Raw genomic sequence first — 16,314 nt, 5'->3', positions numbered from 1 at the left:
ACCAAGATGGATCTCGACTACGGACCCCAGTATGACGCGTTTCGCGAGGAAGTGCGCCAGTTCCTGCAAACCCACGGTCACCGCGCACCCGATGGCCAAGGCCGTGCCGCGCGCCCTTCCCCCGAAGCCGTCGAATGGCAAAAGCTGTTGATCCTGCATGGTTACACGGCGCGTACGATTCCCAAGGAATACGGCGGATACGGAGCCGAGCCGGACATCCTGAAATCGCGGATCATTGCCGAGGAATTTTCGCGCGCTGGCATCCCCGCAGGCCTTGCGAACCAGGGCATTTCCATGCTCGTTCCCACGCTGCTGGAACTCGGAACCGAAGCCCAGAAACGGCAATGGATCGAGCCGACCCTAAATGGCGAGATAGTCTGGTGTCAGGGATATTCGGAACCTGGAGCGGGATCGGACCTCGCCGCGCTCAAGACCAGCGCCCGCGTCGAAAATGGCGACTTTGTCATCAACGGACAGAAGATCTGGACCAGCACGGCCAAGCAGGCGGACATGATCTTTTGCCTTGTTCGGACCGAACCGGACGCGCCCAAGCACGGCGGCATCTCCTACTTGATCTTCTCGATGGACACACCAGGGATCGAGGTCCGACCACTCAAGACCATGACCGGTCATGCCGAGTTCAATGAAACGTTCTTTACCGACGTGCGGGTTCCCCTGGATCAGATCGTCGGGCAGCGCGGGCAGGGGTGGTACGTGGCCAATGCCACACTGGGCCATGAACGTGGCATGCTGGGCGACCCCGATGCACTGGAAAACCGGCTCCAGGCGCTGGTCAGGCTGATGCAAAAAGAACGCATCGGCCAGGGTTGCGCAATGGACAACGCCGTTCTGCGTGACCGGCTGGTTGCATTGCAAGCCGAAGTCGCGGCGATGAAATTCAACGGCATGCGCATCCTGTCGAACAGCCTTAGGGGGGATGCCGGCGGCATGGCGAAACTTGTCGTGAAGCTGCAGAGCTGTGAGCTCGCCCATCAGATTTCCGCGCTCGCGATCGACGCAATGGGCGAGATGGGCATACTCTATCACGGAAGCGAGCGCGAGCGCGAAGACGGTGCCTGGCAGTGGAACTACATGTTCCAGCTTGGTCTGATCATCGGTGGAGGCACCGCCCAGATCCAGAAGAACATCATCGCCGAACGCGGGCTGGAAATGCCGCGCGAACCCAAGTTCGCAACGCCTCCCGCCGTCGAACAGGCGACGGCCGTTGCAAGCGGGCAGAATAAGGGAGCCGCCTGATGGATTTCGGACTTTCGCAAGACCAGGAGATGCTCTGCGACGCGATCAGCCGCACTCTTGCTGATACTTGTCCGCTCGATCATGTGCGCGAATGCGCGGAGGGCTCGGTTCCCTTCAGCGACAACGTGCGTTCGGCGCTGGGCGAAATCGGCATTTGGGGAATGATGGTTCCCGAGCAACATGACGGGCTCGGGATGACAATGCTCGATGCCGCCGCTGTGGCCGAGCAGCTCGGCTATGCCGTCGCGCCGGTGCCTTTTATCGGTGCCCATGTACTGGCACCCCTTGCGCTGGCACAGGGCGGTAGCGAGGAGTTGAAGGCGCACTGGCTGCCGAGGATAGCGAAGGGCGAGGCGCAAATCGCCGTCGCGATCGCGGAAACGGTGGAGATCCGGGACCGGGCAGGCGTGGACTTCGACGGCGCAAAGCTCGACGGAACGGCTTTGTTCGCGCTCGACTTCCTGGAAGCCGACGCGTTTCTGGTAGCCGATACCGCCGGTCGTATGCACTTCGTAGCTGGCGATGCTGCGGGTCTGGAGAAGGTTGCTCTCAAAACGATCGACCGCACCCGGAGCGTAGGGGAGCTGCGGTTTTCTGGCGTAGCGGGCGAGGCTCTCGCGGACGATGGTGGGGCCACAGTCAGGCGCCTGCGGGACGCCGGCCGGGTGCTCCTGGCCGCCGATAGCCTCGGTGCGGGCCAGGCTATGATCGAAAAAGCGGTCGACTATGCCGGGCAGCGCGAACAGTTCGGACGAGTGATCGGCAGCTTCCAGGCGGTCAAGCATATGTGCGCGGAAATGGCTGCCCGCCATGAACCATGCCGTTCGCTGGTCTGGTATGCCGCCCATGCGTTCGATGCGACGCCCGACGAGACTTCGCTGGTGGCATGCCATGCCAAATCACATACGGGCGAAGTCCACCGTTTTGTCGCCCGAACCTCAACCGAGGTGCATGGGGGGATGGGTTTTACCGATCTCCTAGGTCTGCATTTCTGGTTCAAGCGAATCGGTTTCGACCGCCAGGTTCTGGGAAGTCCCGAAGCGGTCCGGGCCGAAGCAGCGGCCTTGCAGGGGTGGACGCAGGTCGCATGAGACGATGAATTAGGCGCACGCTACCGACAAAATCGTGGCCACCAAGGAGAGAGGAATTAATACGTGATCGACTGGAACCTTGGCGACATCCTTGATGCAATCGAACCTGCGGTCCCGGAAGATGCTCCGGCGCTGATTCACGGCGACCGGATCATTAGCTGGCCCGAAATGTCGAAGCGTTCGAACAATTTGGCGCGCAATCTGCGCGCGCAAGGTGCAGGCGACGGGGCGAAGATAGCCTTCTACATGCGCAACCGTTCCGAATACGGGGAATTGATGGCCGCGTGCTTCAAGGGCCGCCTCACGCACGTGAACATCAATTATCGTTACCGTCCCGAGGAGGTTTTCTACATCTTCGACGATTCCGATAGCGAGGTAATTGTTTACAGTTCCGAGTTCCGCGACTGCATTCTTGAACTGAAGGAACGGTTGACCAAGGTTCATACATTTGTAGAAATCGGCGATGCTTCGCAGATCGCTTCCTTCGCGCTTCCTTACGAAAAACTTGTAGAAGGTAACGGCGCGCCTCTCGATATCGAGCGTTCTCCCGATGACCTGCTGTTCATATATACAGGCGGTACCACCGGCATGCCCAAGGGCGTGATGTGGCGACACGATGATATGCGCAAGGCTCAGCTCGACGCGCAAAAGCTGCTGGGTCCGGTTCCCCAGACCATGGAGGAAATGGTGGCCCTGGTGAAGCAGGGCGAGCTTGCGCGCATCACTTTGCCGGCGTGCCCGCTGATGCATGGAACCGGGTTCATTACTGCTATTGGCACGCTCATGTCGGGCGGGGCCATCGTCACGCTGTCCGATCCATCCTTCGACGCGGAAGAATTGTGGGATGCGGTGGACCAGCACAAGGTGCAGAGCATCGCCATTGTCGGTGACGCTTTTGCCAAACCCATGCTGCAGGCGCTGGACGCCCACCCGAAGCGCTGGGACACGAGCAGCCTGATTTCGATCATCTCGTCCGGCGTCATGTGGAGTAAACAGGTAAAGGCGGGCCTGTGCAAACATATCCCCCAGGTCATCCTCATGGACAGTTTTGGCGCTTCGGAAGGGCTGGGCTACGGCTTGTCGGTGACGACCGCACAGGGCGGCACCAACACCGCGAAATTCGGGATCGGGGAATTTTGCGACGTATTCGACGAGAACGACCGGAAGGTCGAGGCGGGGAGCGGCGTGCCCGGCTTTATTGCCCGCAAGGGCGCAATCCCCACAGGATACTACAAGGACCCGGAAAAGTCGGCCAAGACTTTCAGGACGATCGATGGCGTGCGTTACTCCATCCCGGGCGACTGGTGCCGGGTGGAATCCGATGGAAGCCTGACCTTGCTGGGCCGCGGCAGCGTCTGCATCAACACCGCAGGTGAAAAGGTTTACCCCGAGGAGGTGGAGGAAGTGCTCAAAACCCATCCCGCCATTGCCGACGCGCTTGTCGTCGGGGTGCCTGACGAAAAATGGGGCGAAGCGGTGACCGCTGTGGTGCATTTGACCCAGGATGCGGACTTCGACGCGCAAGCGATCAAGGATCACGTGCGCCAGCAACTGGCAGGTTACAAAACGCCCAAGGCGATTTGCCCAACGCAAACCGCCTTGCGCGCGTCAAACGGCAAGGCGGATTATACTACGGCTAAAGACATCGCGAAAGCGGGTGCCGGGGCCTCGTGAGCCATTCGCCCCCTCCTGACTATGATGTCGTAATCGTCGGGGCCGGGTTCAGCGGAATATACCTGCTTTACAAGCTGCGTCAGGCGGGGTTCGATGTTCTGCTGGTAGACGCAGCGGAGCAGCCGGGCGGAATCTGGTACTGGAACCGCTATCCGGGAGCACGGGTCGATTCCCAGGTTCCACTTTACGAATTTTCCATTGCGGAAGTATGGAAAAGCTGGACGTGGAGCGAACGATTTCCAGGCTGGGAAGAACTGCGCGCCTATTTCCTCCACGTCTGCGATACGCTCGACCTCTGGCCGGCAATGCGAATGAAAACACGGGTCGAAAGCGCGCCGTTCGATGAAGACACCGCCTGCTGGCGATTGAAGCTCGACGATGGCGGAAAAGTAAGCGCGCGTTTCCTCTTGCCGGCCCTGGGGTTCGCCTCGAAACCCTACATTCCCGATATCCCGGGCCTTAGCGATTTCGAAGGCGAATGGTGCCATACCGCCCGCTGGCCGCAGGAAGGCATCGACCTTTCCGGCCGCCGGATCGCCCTGATCGGCACGGGTGCCAGCGGCGTACAGGTGGCGCAGGAGGCGGCAAGCTGCGCGGAGCAGCTGACGCTTTTTCAGCGAACCCCGATTCTCGCCCTTCCCATGCGGCAGGAAAAACTGGACGCTGATCGTCAGCTTCGCGAAAAATCCGAATATCCCGCTGTCTTCCAGAAAAGGCTTACGACAAGTGGCGGTTTCGAATGCCAATCGCTGGACATTTCGGCCCTGGCTGTGACCGAGGAAGAGCGGACTACGCATTTCGAGGATTTGTGGCAGCGAGGAGGGTTGCGCTTCTGGTATCATAATTTCGCTGACATACTGACGAACGAGGACGCCAATCGCCACGCCTACGAGTTCTGGCGTGACAAGGTGCGCGAGCGGATCTGCGACCCGACCATTGCCGAGAAGCTCGCTCCCGATGAGCCGCCACATCCCTTCGGGACCAAGCGACCATCGCTCGAACAGAATTATTACGAGATCTTCGCACAAGACAATGTGACGCTGGTCGATCTGAACGACACCGCGATCACTCGCGTCACCGAGGCCGGGATAGAAACAGCCACTGGCATGATCCCGTGCGATCTCATTGTCTTCGCGACCGGCTTCGATGCCGGTCGTGGCGGGCTCATCGACATGAACATCACCGGCCGCGGTCGGCTGGCGCTGGCAGAAGCATGGAAGAGTGAGATCAAAGCCTATCTGGGCATGGCCGTCGCCCAATTTCCGAACATGCTGTTCGCCTACGGCCCGCTCAGCCCTTCAGGCTTTTCCAACGGTCCGACAAGCGCCGAAATCCAGGGTGACTGGATCTGCGATTTCCTGATCTGGCTGCGCGATAACAGGATCGGCCTTTTCGAAGCCGATGCGCTGGCCGAGCGAAGCTGGACCGATATGGTCGCCCAAGTAGGGTCGATGACGCTCTTCCCCAAGGCTGAATCGTGGTACATGGGCGCCAATATTCCCGGCAAACCCCGACAACTGATCAATTTCCCCAGCGTATCTGGTTACGCCGATCTATGCCACGATGTCGCACGGCACGATTATCGTGGTTTTATCAGGAATACACTATCCGGTATGGAGACTGCGCCGAAATGAATGAAATGAAACCAATCCACGACGGGTCAACAGATATTGATCCCGTATGGGCCGGCGACGGGGCGGATATACCCGAATGGTTCGCCTGGGCGCTGAGCGTGCCCCGTGAGGAAGGCTTCGTAGAGGTTGGTGGCGCGCGGGTGCATTATCTTCGCTGGGGCAGGCGTGACCGGCCCAAATTGCTCATGACTCACGGTTTTCTCGCCCATGCCCGCTGCTTTGCCTTCATCGCACCGTACCTTGCCGAAGACTACGACGTGGTGGCGTTCGATCTGGCCGGTATGGGCGATAGCGAGATGCGCGGCGTGGCCGATATAGCTGCGCGGGGAAAGGAATTTGTCGAGATCAGCGAAGCGCTCGATTTGTTTGCAGATGGAAGCAGACCGACGATCATCGCCCATAGTTTCGGCTCGGGTGCAGCGCTGACCGCCGTTTCCCAATCGCCGGATGCCTTCGCCGGCGTTATTGTCTGCGATCTCATGGTGATGCGGCCCGAAAAGCTGGAGAAATACTGGACCATGGGCAGATCGAGCCCCGGGTCGGGTAATCCTGACAAACCGGTGCGACGCTACCCCACCTACGAAGCGGCGCGCGAGAGGTATATCCTGTCGCCGCCGCAGGCAGTTGGTGAGCCGTTCCTGATGGATTACATGGCCTATCACTCTCTCCGCCGCGATGGCGAGGAGTGGACATGGAAGTTTTCTCCCGAAGTGTTCCGGCGCAGCAACAAGCCCGACGAATGGCTGACAGTAGGCCAGAGGCTGGTCGATGCGCCCGGGCGCAAAGCGATTGTGTACGGCGAGAAAAGTCAGCTCTTTGATCGCGATTCCGCCCGCTATATCCGGGAACTGGGAGGGGGAAAGATACCAATTGTTGCAGTGCCCGATGCACGCCATCATCTCATGCTGGATCAGCCGCTCGCGTTCGTCGCTGCGCTACGGGCGGTACTGGCCTTTTGGAGCCTCTGAGATCCCCCATACTAAGAGGCTGGTTCCTGGTCAGAGGCCAGCGAGATGGGGGCAAAGGGCGTCCATATTCATCTTGTACTATATCCGAACTATTGTCGCCGTCGGCACGGCGAACGCTTCGTTGGTCTCGATGCCAGCTGGGGCAAAAGCTTTATCGGGAGCAACTCGCTTAGCGCGCCAACCATTGCTGATCTTTAGCAAACGTTCACTCCGCGTGCGGTCTGGATCGTGGCCCATGGGGTCAAAAGATAAGGCGCTTTACTAATATCACGCGGATTTATATGCCCATGGACGGGGATTGGGCTAATTCTCTCCCTCTCCTCTCCTTAGACTAAGGGGCGACCCTCGAGGTCGCCCCATTTTGCAGTAAGCGGCGGAGCCAATTATCGTTGCACTGAAGAGATGGGAAGGGATGCTATATGACACTGAGAGCGATGGTGCTCGCCACTTCGGCCATCTTGGCTTGGCCGCAGATGGCTTTAGCGCAGGATTCCACAACTGATGAGGCGGAACCCCAAGGATCCGTAATCATCGTGACGGCCCAACGCCAATCTCAGAGTCTGCAAGAGGTGCCGATCGCGGTCAGTGCCTTCGATGCTACGGCTCTCGAAAGCCAGCAGATCGAAAACGCTGCTGACCTTCAATTGACGCTCCCGAACGTCTCATTTTCGAAGGGCAACTTCACCGGGTCGTCCTTCACCATCCGTGGTATCGGCGATCTTTGTGTTGGTGTGACGTGTGACGCAGCGACGGCTATCCATATCAATGGTTCCCCTCTTTTTGGTACCCGGCTGTTCGAAACAGAATATTTTGACCTTGAGCGAATTGAGGTCCTACGGGGGCCGCAGGGCACCCTCTTCGGCCGCAACGCTACCTCGGGTGTTGTCAACCTTGTGACAGCCAAGCCTGACCTCGGTTCTTTCGGCGCGGCCGGAGAGTTCGAGTATGGGAATTACAACAGCATCAAGGCCGAAGGGATGGTCAATGTCCCGATCGGCGATTCTATCGGCGTTCGGGTAGCCGGATTCTTTCTGAATCGCGACGGTTACACCACAAACCTTTTCGACAATTCGGATGTCGACGACCGAGACATGTACGCTGTTCGTGGTTCTCTTCGTTTTGAACCCGGTGCCGATACCACTCTCGACTTCATGGCATATTATTTCAGGGAAGATGACACCCGTTTACGTAATCAAAAGCAGGCCTGCCAGCGTGACCCGCTCGGCGTGCTGGGTTGTCTGAACAATCGCCGCGACTTTGACATCACCAATGCCAATTCCACAGTCGGCGCAACGCTCAGTTCGCAAGAGTTCTTCGCTATTCAGGGAATTCCCTCAGTACTGGGATTGGGAAGCCTGTACGGCCCCGATGCATTTGCAGGATTCGATAAGCCCGACGATGTGCGCACGGTAAACACGGCGTATACTCCATTCTATTTTGCCGATGAAGTGCAGCTACAGGCCCGTCTCGAGCAGCGCATCGGAGCTATGACACTGACTGCAACCGGTCTTTATCAGGACACCGAAGTCGATTCCCGGCAGGACTACTTTCTGGGCATTCAGGATCGTACCGGCTTTGCTACGGCCTTGAACGTGTTGTCCGGCTTCGCGGCCAACGGTTTGCCTACCGGCCTCCCCGCACCTGCACCGGCGTTCGTGCCAGGTTCGTCGGCGTATTTTACCCCGATTGTGGAGGCTCTCATCCCCAATGGCCCAGGGGGCGTATTGTGCACCTCCGATAACGATGATGGGAACAGGGGCGCGTTCGAAGGTAATGTATTGTGCGGCGAAACGCCGCTATCCTTCGACAGGTCTTCAGAGCAACGCGAATCCTGGAGCGGCGAAATCCTCCTTTCCAGTGATTTCGACGGAGCATTCAATTTCCTGCTCGGAGGGATCTATGCAAAGTCCAAGACTACCGACAACAGTTACTATGTAAACTCATTCGCGCTTGACTACGCCAGTGCCATTCTGGGATCGTTTGGTACTTTGGCAGGCGGTGCACCGCCATCCTACTTCGCAACATCCATGTACCGCAACAATTCTCTCGAGGCTAATCTTGAGAGCTTCGGTGTGTTCGGGGAGATCTACGTCGACCTGACCGAGCGTCTGACCTTCACCGGAGGTTTGCGGTATAACGACGACAAGAAAGACGTGACTGCGCGCACGACCTTGATTAGCTTCCTCAATCCTTACGCGAATGACGGGGAGCCGTTCGACAGCCCGATCACTCCCTTAACCGGTCCCTCTGGTCTTTTTGATGCCGATCCTGGTACGCCAGGTGAGCAGCTAACGCAATTTAGAGAAGTAGGTTTCGATGAAATAACCGGGCGTGCGGTGCTCGACTACGAAGTTACGCCTGACAATTCGATTTACGCATCTTATGCCAGGGGCTATAAATCCGGGGGTATCAACCCGCCCCTTTCGCCCGTTTTCGATGTGGCTGAAAGCTTCGGATCAGAAACCATCGACGCATTTGAAATCGGATCGAAAAATACCTTTGCGAATGGCGCACTGCAATTAAACGCTACTGCATTCTACTATAAGTATAGCGGGTTGCAGCTTAGCCGCATCGTCGCCCGTACCTCAGTTAATGATACTATCGATGCCGATATCTGGGGTGTGGAACTAGAGTCCGTTATCCGGCCCGATCCCGATTGGCTTGTCAACTTGACGTTCAGTTATCTCAACGCGGAAGTTGCCGGCGACCAGTTCTTCTCCAATCCGCGCGACCCGGGTGGCGGCGATCCTGATGCCGTCATCATCAAGGATATTAGCAACGGTGCTAATTGTGCCGTAACCGGGCCAGCCCCCGGCGTGGCCGACGCATTCGTGGCCGGAGTGAACGCAGCTCTGGGTCTTCGTGGTCCCGAAGAATTTCCTAATGACGGCAATCTTGCGTCAAGCGGCGCATTCAGCATTTGCGATGTCTTGGCCGGAGCCGTTCCGGCGGGCAGCGGCCTTGCGGTATTAAGCCCTGGCGTAGAGGTCAACATAAAAGGGAACAAGTTGCCGCAGGCCCCCGAAATGAAGGTTTCGATGGGTGTGCAGTACACCGCCACTTTCGACAATGGCATGACTCTGGTTCCTCGCGTGGACGTAGCGCTGACTGGTGAGCAATACGGCAATATCTTTAACGGCAGGGTCAACCGGATCGAGCCATTCGTGCAAGCCAACGCGATCGTGCAGTTGAACAGTGCGGATGAGCGTTGGTTCGTGCGCGGATTTGTTCAGAACATTTTCGACAGCAGCTCGGTGACAGGATTGTACTTGACCGACGCATCCTCGGGGAATTTTACCAATATCTACACTTTGGATCCTCGTAGATATGGTGTTGCTTTGGGGTTCAGTTTCTAACAGGTCCAGATCGTGTTGGCGGGGAGATCGGTGGTCCTCCCAACGACCCGAACGGACAGTGCCAGCTAGTTCGTATTTCGACCCATGACTTTATAGCTTTTCCAGAGCGGCGTAATGCTCGATGACCGCCTCGTAAGCCTACCGACGAGGCGGTCATCGAACCGGCCAAATGCGAGCTGCACTCGAAATGCCTGTACGATCGCTCGTTGATGTCGCTACGAGATGCTCGCGGAAAGCTTAAGGCCTTACATAGAAACGACAATGAAGAGTCACCGAATAGTGCAATCGGGATATCCGATGGTGATACTGGCAAACGCACTCTGCGAAAGGCGGAAACATGCTGACCCCTATGATCCAAGATTGGGTCGTAGTGCACGAGGTGCTGACGCGTTAGGAAAAGTTGGAAGGGGCTGCGGGGCAGACTTCTGAGAAAACTTATCCTAACTCTGTTCAGGTTTCATAACTGATTTTCGATCGACCGGAGCTGGCTCAACCGACGTGCGATTGTCGCGAGACAATTCGACCCATCCCAACCCAAGCGACTTCTGGATCGCGATCCAGCCATTTGTCATGGCGGCGATCGCCCGATCGAGATTTGCTCTGGCCTGTTCGCGCTTGCGGATCGAAGTGTTGAGTTCGCCTTGCGAGATTACCCCCGCGGCGCGGCGTTGCTCGTTAAGCTCCGCAGCCGTGTCGGCCTGCCGACTGATCTGCGCCAGCGCGGCTACGTTGGCTCTTTGTTGCCCGAACCGAGCAAGCGATTGTTCGGCGTCGCGTAGTGCGCCCAGGACCACTTCAAGATAGCGCGCTTCGGCCTCGTCGCGCGCACTCTCGGCCTGATCGATCGATGCTGCCGTGCGGCCGGAATCAAGCAGGTTCCACTGCAGCCGCGGCAAAGCGATTGCCGATAAGTTGCCCGGGTCCAGGATGTCGTCGGGCTCCGATCCGCCCAAACCGAGAATCCCCATGAAGGAAATCTTGGGGAAGCGAGCAGCCTCTGCCACGCCAATGCGCGCATTCGCCGCGGCCAGCATGCGTTCGGCGGCTCGAACATCCGGCCGCCGCGCTATTAGCGCTGCGGGATCGCCCACCGCGACCCGTTCGGGGGGAAGCGGAATTTCGGCCTGAGCCGCCAGGAGCCCGTCGAGTGCGCCGGGCGCTTCGCCCGTCAGCACCGCGAGCGTGTCTTTGAATACATCGATGTCCGCTTGAGCTTCCGCGATCTGCGACTTGAGCAGTTCGAGCTCGGCGTTCGCGTTACCGACCGGGAACAGCGCGAGAGCGCCCTGTGTATAGCGCTGATAGGTCAATTCGAGAATTTGCTGCTGCAAGTCGCGCTCTCGCTGGACAAGCTCGAGCCGCCCTTGCGCTTCTCGCAGGCTCACATACGCCCGCGCGATTTCGGCGGCGAGCTGGACTTTCGCATCCTCGGCGTTCGCCACCGAGGCCGCAGCCTGAGCGTTAATGGCCTCGACACGCCGTGCCTGCCCCCCAGCGAAATCGATCTCCCAGTTTGCATTGAGCCCGACGTTGTAGACGCTGAGGCTGTCCTGCTCTTCGGTGTCTGCAGGAGCGCCGGGCGATCCCGGGGGCGGGCCGCTGCCGATATCTAGCCCTGGGATATTCGCCTGCACCGCAGTCGCCTGCGCAGCCACGGCGGGTAGCCGGTTGGCGCGCTCCTGGCGGAGAGAAGCCCTTGCCTGTTCGATGCGAGCGCGCGCCGCGGCCACGCCCGGATTGCCGACCAGCGCGCGCGCCTCCAGTTCATTGAGAACCGGATCGCCGAGCAGCGTCCACCAGTCGCCGGCAATCGGCGCAAACGGATCGATTTCGGGGCCGGCGCGTACGAACGCATTGCCTGCGGCGGTCGCAAGTTGCGGGGGACCGGCATAGTCGGGACCGGACATGCAACCCGCGAGGAGCGCCATGGGAGCGAGGAGGGTTAGGGTCTTGCGCATAGAGTTCTCAGTGCATCGAAAGGGATAAGTTCTTCGGGAGAGGCTTGAGGAACAGTACCAGCGGCACCGTGACCAGGGTAATCGCGCCCATGGCGAAAAAGACATCGTTGTAGGTCATCACGAACGCATCGCGCTGAATGATGCCGGAAAGCATCTCCAGCGCGGCCTGGGGGCTGCCCAGCGACGCCGTCATGCCGTCCAGGTATTCCTGTAGCCGGGGGCTGTTGGCGTTGAGGGTTTCTTCCATGCGTCGACTATGATGCCACAGGCGCTGATCCTGGAACGAGGCAAGCCCCGCGAGCGCGAACGAGCCCCCGAGGTTTCGCGCCGCGTTGAAGATCCCGGAAGCATCGCCGGCATCCTCCTTGGCAACCGAAGCTACCGTCGCCTGGTTGAGGAACATCATCGTGAGGATCATGCCGATGCCACGCAGGAACTGGCTTTCGGTGAACACTCCACCTCCCGATTCCGCTGTCAGATTTATGCTGACGAAACAGCTTAGCGCCATGATGAACATGCCCGCGCCGACCGCAATGCGGATGTGAATCCTGCGGATCATGAACGGGAGAACGGGCATCAACAGGAAAGCCGGAACGCCCATCCAGAAGATCACAAGTCCGGTCTGCAAGGCATTATAATCGGAAATTATCGCGAGAAATTGCGGGATCACGTAGGTCGAGCCATACATGACCATGCCAAGCGCCAGTGCCATCACCACGACGCTGGCAAACTGCCTGCTGAGCATCAGGCGCAATTTGAGCACGGGTTTGCGCGCGTAAAGCTGTCCGTAGGTCAGAAGTGCAAAACCCACGACCGTCATCAGTGTGAGCTGGACGATCAGCGTGGAATCGAACCACTCCTCACGGTGGCCTTCTTCCAGAACGATGGTCAGCCCACCCAACCCAAGGATCATACCAGCTATTCCCGCCCAATCAGCCTCGCGCAGGTAAACCCAGTCGGGCTTTTCATGGGGTAGCCCGATGAATAGTAAAGCAAGGAGCAACGCGCAGACGGGCACGTTGACGAAGAAGGCGTAGTGCCAGCTCAGGTTCTCGGTAAGCCAGCCCCCCACCAACGGGCCCATTACCGGCCCAAGAACCACGGTCATTCCGAAGAGCGCCATGCCAATCGGCTGTTGCGATGGAGGCAGTCGCTTTGCGACGATGGTCATGGCGGTTGGAATAAGCGCGCCGCCCATGAACCCTTGACCGGTGCGACCGATGATCATCGTCGTCAGATCGGTGGCAATGCCGCACAACACCGAAAAGGCCGTGAAGGCAGAAACCGCGACGATGAGCAGCGTGCGAAGGCCGAGCAGTCTTTCCAGCCACGCGCTCAGAGGGATGATGATGATCTCGGCAACAAGGAAGGCTGTCGCGATCCAGGTGCCTTCGGTTCCGGTCGCGCCGATTTCCCCCTGGATCGTCGGCAGCGCCGAATTGACGATCGAGATGTCAAGCGTTGCCAGCATCGCCCCCAGCGCACCGGCGGCTACGGCGATCCAGGCCGTAGCATCGGCCTTTTCGACCGGCGGCGAAACCGCTGCAGCGGCGCCTGCCATCGGTCAGTCTCCGGCCGCGTTGCGGATCGAATCGAGTTGGTCTCTAGCGGCGCGCGTATCGACACTCGCGACAACAGACATGCCCGGCACCAGCAGACGCAGGATCTCGGGCGAAGCCTGAATGGATATGCGCACCGGGACGCGCTGAACGATCTTGGTGAAATTACCCGTCGCGTTCTGTGGCGGAAGGATTGAGAATTCTGCCCCGGTACCCGGCGCGATGCTCTGCACTCTTCCTGATAGCTCGAGGTCCGGCAGCGCGTCGATTTCCAAGGTGACGGGTTGCCCCGGGCGGACAAGTCCGAGCTGCGTTTCCTTGAAATTTGCTGTCACGTAGAGGCGGTCGGTCGGTACGAGGCTCATAAGGCGTTGGCCAGGCTGGACAAATTGTCCAGGTCGGACCGTGAGGTCACCCACCCGCCCGGAAATACTGGCCTGGAGCGTGGTCGATGACAGGTTCAGACGGGCGGCCTCGAGTTGCGCACGAGCGGCGTTGGCTTGCGAATTGGCCTGGTCTATCTGCTCGCTAAGCGTGTTCTGTCGGCGCTGTGCCGCCGTGAGCGCGGCGCGCGCTGCCGCGACTTGAGCCTGCGCTTCTCTGGCCTGGGCCTCCAGCTGATCGAGCCTCTCGCGCGGCTCCGCTCCCGAAGCGGCAAGGGGGCGGTACCGGACAACCTGCTCAGCAGCGAGACCAGCCTGTGCAGATGCCGCTGCGAGCTGTGCACGGGCCTGGGCAATTGCCGCGTCCTGCTCTTGTTGCTGGGCGCGTACCGTATCTGCTCCGGCGAGCGACGCGGCGATCTGGGCTTCGACCTGGTTCGTTTGGGCACGATAATCTCGCACGTCCAGCTGGACAAGCGCATCGCCCGACGCGACCGTTTGATTCTCCGTCACTAATACGCGCTCGACGTAGCCCGCAATTTTGGGGGAGATGATGACGCTGTCGGCGGCAATATAAGCGTTGTCGGTGGACTGCTGGAATCTGCCGTACGTCTGATGATTGTAATACCAGTAGCTCCCGGCGAGCAGGACCAGAATGCCGGCGATCAGCAGACCCAGCCGGACCCGCGGACTGGACAACCCCGTCGGACGTGCGCCTTCATCGCTAGCCCCTGCTGTCTCGTCCGCCATGATTATTTCGCTCCTCGCCATCGTTTGAGCCGCTGCGCGAGCGATATAGCGGCCAAAACAAAATGCGAAAGTCCTTTACTATTTTTCTCCGATCGATAGGAATGTCTCATGCCAGAAGATGAGGGCACTCTCGCACTCGACAATGTCATCACCCACGATGATCGAGCGATCTTCATGATGGACCAGATCAGCCGCGCCGCGCGCAAGGCATTCGATGACCGAGCACAGCCGCTGAGCCTCAATCCTACGCAGTGGCGTGTGTTGGCGCAGCTCATCAGAGCTCCTGCCCTGAACCAGACGGACATCGCCAGGAGACTTGAAATCACATCCTCCAGCAGCGGCCTGGAAGACATGACGCCTTCGCGCTTGAGTGACCGGACGCGGCTTGCGCAAGTCATAGCAATATTCGGTCGCCACGGGCGGGGCGGCATCACGCCCGTGTTGGGACTAGGCCGATCTCAAACCAAAACACATTCGACGCGCCCGGATGCCCCGCTCGTGGCGATTGCGCCAGGGGACGAACCTCGGTCATGTTCTATAGCGGACAACCGAATGGAGCATGCGGGACGCGAACTTTCATTGCACCGGCCCTCTGCCGGACGAACAAACCGCTGGCGGCGTGCTAGATGGAAACTAACGCAAACTTCTCCCTAGTGGCGTGGATCGTTGGCATTCTGATGCTTACGACCATCGCTTTCGCGATGTGGCTAATCGATCCCAGACCAAATCAGGAAACATATCAGATCAAGTTTGATCGCTCCGTGGAAGGCCTTCAGTCGGGATCGACTGTAACACTATCGGGAGTCCCTGTGGGACAGGTAACATCGGTTCGTCTGGCGGAAAATGAACCGGAAAACGTGGTCGTTGTTCTGACTCTCGATCCTTCTGCGGCGAAAGTCCACGGCCTTGAAGCGACAATCAGCACGGATCTGATAACTGGAGAGGCTGCGCTCGTGCTCGAGGGCCGACGGGGTCGTCAGGGCATTTACACCGACAAGTCAGGAAAAAAGATCATTCCCGCCGCGGACGAAACCGGACTATTGGGGAGGGATGCGACCGCCACTGTAGAGACCGTGGCAAATAGCATTCGCGCTCTGAACGAAGGACTGGAGCCAGAAAAGCAACGGGTGATCACCTCCGATCTTGTCCGGCTTCGAGTCACGACGGCCGCACTCGCATCGGACGCCGAAGGTTGGGACGAACGATTGGCCTCAACAAAAGGAAGATTGTTAGACTTAGGGCAAAGGGTTGGTGGATGGGGAAATAATCTTCGAGATGCAGATCGGCGGATCTCAGGGCGGAGCGCTTCTGCTATCGCGCAACGACGCCTTCGCCAATTCAGGGAGGGGGTGCAGAACGCTGAAAACAAACTTTCCCAGATAAGGAGTGGCATTCCGGCGGTCGAAGATTCTTTGGTTGAAGGTGAAACGGACCTTCGCGAGCTTAGTCGCGAACTTGCTCCTCTCAGTGAAAAAATCGAAGATATTCAGGTTGAGGGAATTACATCAAATCCTCCCCTCCCAGACTATCGGCCAAAAAGAAGAGAAGCTGGAACGAATATCGATGATTTAAAGTAAACCGAACGGATGACTGCTTCCGGGCAGAGCGCGCAGCCCGTAGAATAGCGGAGATTGGAGCGCAAAGCGGATAACGACCTACTCCGCGGTCAAGTTTGAAATTGAAA

The 16,314-nt window shown here is 58.7% G+C and carries 11 protein-coding genes; 8 read left to right on the top strand and 3 right to left on the bottom strand.

From position 1 onward, the window contains the following. The first annotated feature begins 6 nt into the window (after window positions 1-6). The 6 genes from GRI69_RS03145 (at window position 7) to GRI69_RS03120 (ending at window position 9,980) form a co-directional block, all read left to right on the top strand. On the top strand, window positions 7-1,257 hold the full coding sequence (locus GRI69_RS03145) for an acyl-CoA dehydrogenase family protein (protein ID WP_063506922.1): 1,251 nt from the start codon (window positions 7-9) through the stop codon (window positions 1,255-1,257). Further along, window positions 1,257-2,348, top strand: coding sequence for an acyl-CoA dehydrogenase family protein (locus tag GRI69_RS03140; protein WP_160726828.1), 1,092 nt, complete (start codon window positions 1,257-1,259; stop codon window positions 2,346-2,348). Before GRI69_RS03145 ends, GRI69_RS03140 begins: the two co-directional genes overlap by 1 nt. 63 nt (window positions 2,349-2,411) lie before the next feature. After that, window positions 2,412-4,022: an acyl-CoA synthetase gene (locus GRI69_RS03135; RefSeq protein WP_006834182.1), complete on the top strand. Its 1,611-nt coding sequence runs from the start codon at window positions 2,412-2,414 to the stop codon at window positions 4,020-4,022. After that, complete coding sequence (locus GRI69_RS03130; protein ID WP_160682993.1) at window positions 4,019-5,656, top strand: flavin-containing monooxygenase; 1,638 nt, start codon at window positions 4,019-4,021, stop codon at window positions 5,654-5,656. Before GRI69_RS03135 ends, GRI69_RS03130 begins: the two co-directional genes overlap by 4 nt. After that, window positions 5,653-6,624: an alpha/beta fold hydrolase gene (locus GRI69_RS03125; protein WP_050599570.1), complete on the top strand. Its 972-nt coding sequence runs from the start codon at window positions 5,653-5,655 to the stop codon at window positions 6,622-6,624. Before GRI69_RS03130 ends, GRI69_RS03125 begins: the two co-directional genes overlap by 4 nt. A 419-nt stretch (window positions 6,625-7,043) precedes the next feature. Next, window positions 7,044-9,980, top strand: a complete 2,937-nt coding sequence (locus tag GRI69_RS03120; protein WP_041685421.1) for a TonB-dependent receptor — start codon at window positions 7,044-7,046, stop codon at window positions 9,978-9,980. 440 nt (window positions 9,981-10,420) lie between these two features. On the opposite strand, the gene GRI69_RS03115 is transcribed toward GRI69_RS03120, so the two are convergent. Genes GRI69_RS03115 through GRI69_RS03105 form a run of 3 tightly spaced genes read right to left on the bottom strand, consistent with a single transcriptional unit; the run spans window position 10,421 to window position 14,630 of the window. Next, the gene (locus GRI69_RS03115; protein WP_160727036.1) at window positions 10,421-11,908 is read right to left on the bottom strand and encodes an efflux transporter outer membrane subunit; all 1,488 of its coding nucleotides are present in this window, start codon (window positions 11,906-11,908) and stop codon (window positions 10,421-10,423) included. Between the two features lie 37 nt (window positions 11,909-11,945). Continuing rightward, the gene (locus GRI69_RS03110) at window positions 11,946-13,499 is read right to left on the bottom strand and encodes a DHA2 family efflux MFS transporter permease subunit (protein ID WP_050599572.1); all 1,554 of its coding nucleotides are present in this window, start codon (window positions 13,497-13,499) and stop codon (window positions 11,946-11,948) included. Between the two features lie 3 nt (window positions 13,500-13,502). Next, window positions 13,503-14,630 carry an HlyD family secretion protein gene (locus GRI69_RS03105; RefSeq protein WP_050599652.1) on the bottom strand — a complete coding sequence of 376 codons (1,128 nt, stop codon included), beginning with the start codon at window positions 14,628-14,630 and terminating at the stop codon, window positions 13,503-13,505. A gap of 108 nt (window positions 14,631-14,738) precedes the next feature. On the opposite strand from GRI69_RS03105, the gene GRI69_RS16380 reads away from it, so the two are divergent. Together GRI69_RS16380 and GRI69_RS03095 are read left to right on the top strand one after the other, a co-directional pair. Then, complete coding sequence (locus GRI69_RS16380) at window positions 14,739-15,284, top strand: MarR family winged helix-turn-helix transcriptional regulator (protein ID WP_160673231.1); 546 nt, start codon at window positions 14,739-14,741, stop codon at window positions 15,282-15,284. Beyond that, complete coding sequence (locus GRI69_RS03095) at window positions 15,257-16,207, top strand: MlaD family protein (protein ID WP_006834175.1); 951 nt, start codon at window positions 15,257-15,259, stop codon at window positions 16,205-16,207. Before GRI69_RS16380 ends, GRI69_RS03095 begins: the two co-directional genes overlap by 28 nt. Window positions 16,208-16,314 lie beyond the last annotated feature (107 nt).

It is taken from the genome of Qipengyuania vulgaris (genome assembly GCF_009827325.1).
Classification (GTDB): domain Bacteria; phylum Pseudomonadota; class Alphaproteobacteria; order Sphingomonadales; family Sphingomonadaceae; genus Qipengyuania; species Qipengyuania vulgaris.
The sequence above is the reverse complement of the archived record's forward strand: the minus strand, read 5'-3'. Positions and strand labels throughout refer to the sequence as shown.

Excerpts from the sequence above, each read along its gene's own strand:
- GRI69_RS03145 (WP_063506922.1), top strand. The coding sequence starts at position 7 with ATGGATCTCGACTACGGACCCCAGTATGACGCGTTTCGCGAGGAAGTG.
- GRI69_RS03140 (WP_160726828.1), top strand. The coding sequence starts at position 1,257 with ATGGATTTCGGACTTTCGCAAGACCAGGAGATGCTCTGCGACGCGATC.
- GRI69_RS03125 (WP_050599570.1), top strand. The coding sequence starts at position 5,653 with ATGAATGAAATGAAACCAATCCACGACGGGTCAACAGATATTGATCCC.
- GRI69_RS03120 (WP_041685421.1), top strand. The coding sequence starts at position 7,044 with ATGACACTGAGAGCGATGGTGCTCGCCACTTCGGCCATCTTGGCTTGG.
- GRI69_RS03115 (WP_160727036.1), bottom strand. The coding sequence starts at position 11,908 with ATGGCGCTCCTCGCGGGTTGCATGTCCGGTCCCGACTATGCCGGTCCC.
- GRI69_RS03110 (WP_050599572.1), bottom strand. The coding sequence starts at position 13,499 with ATGGCAGGCGCCGCTGCAGCGGTTTCGCCGCCGGTCGAAAAGGCCGAT.
- GRI69_RS03105 (WP_050599652.1), bottom strand. The coding sequence starts at position 14,630 with ATGGCGGACGAGACAGCAGGGGCTAGCGATGAAGGCGCACGTCCGACG.
- GRI69_RS16380 (WP_160673231.1), top strand. The coding sequence starts at position 14,739 with ATGCCAGAAGATGAGGGCACTCTCGCACTCGACAATGTCATCACCCAC.
- GRI69_RS03095 (WP_006834175.1), top strand. The coding sequence starts at position 15,257 with ATGGAAACTAACGCAAACTTCTCCCTAGTGGCGTGGATCGTTGGCATT.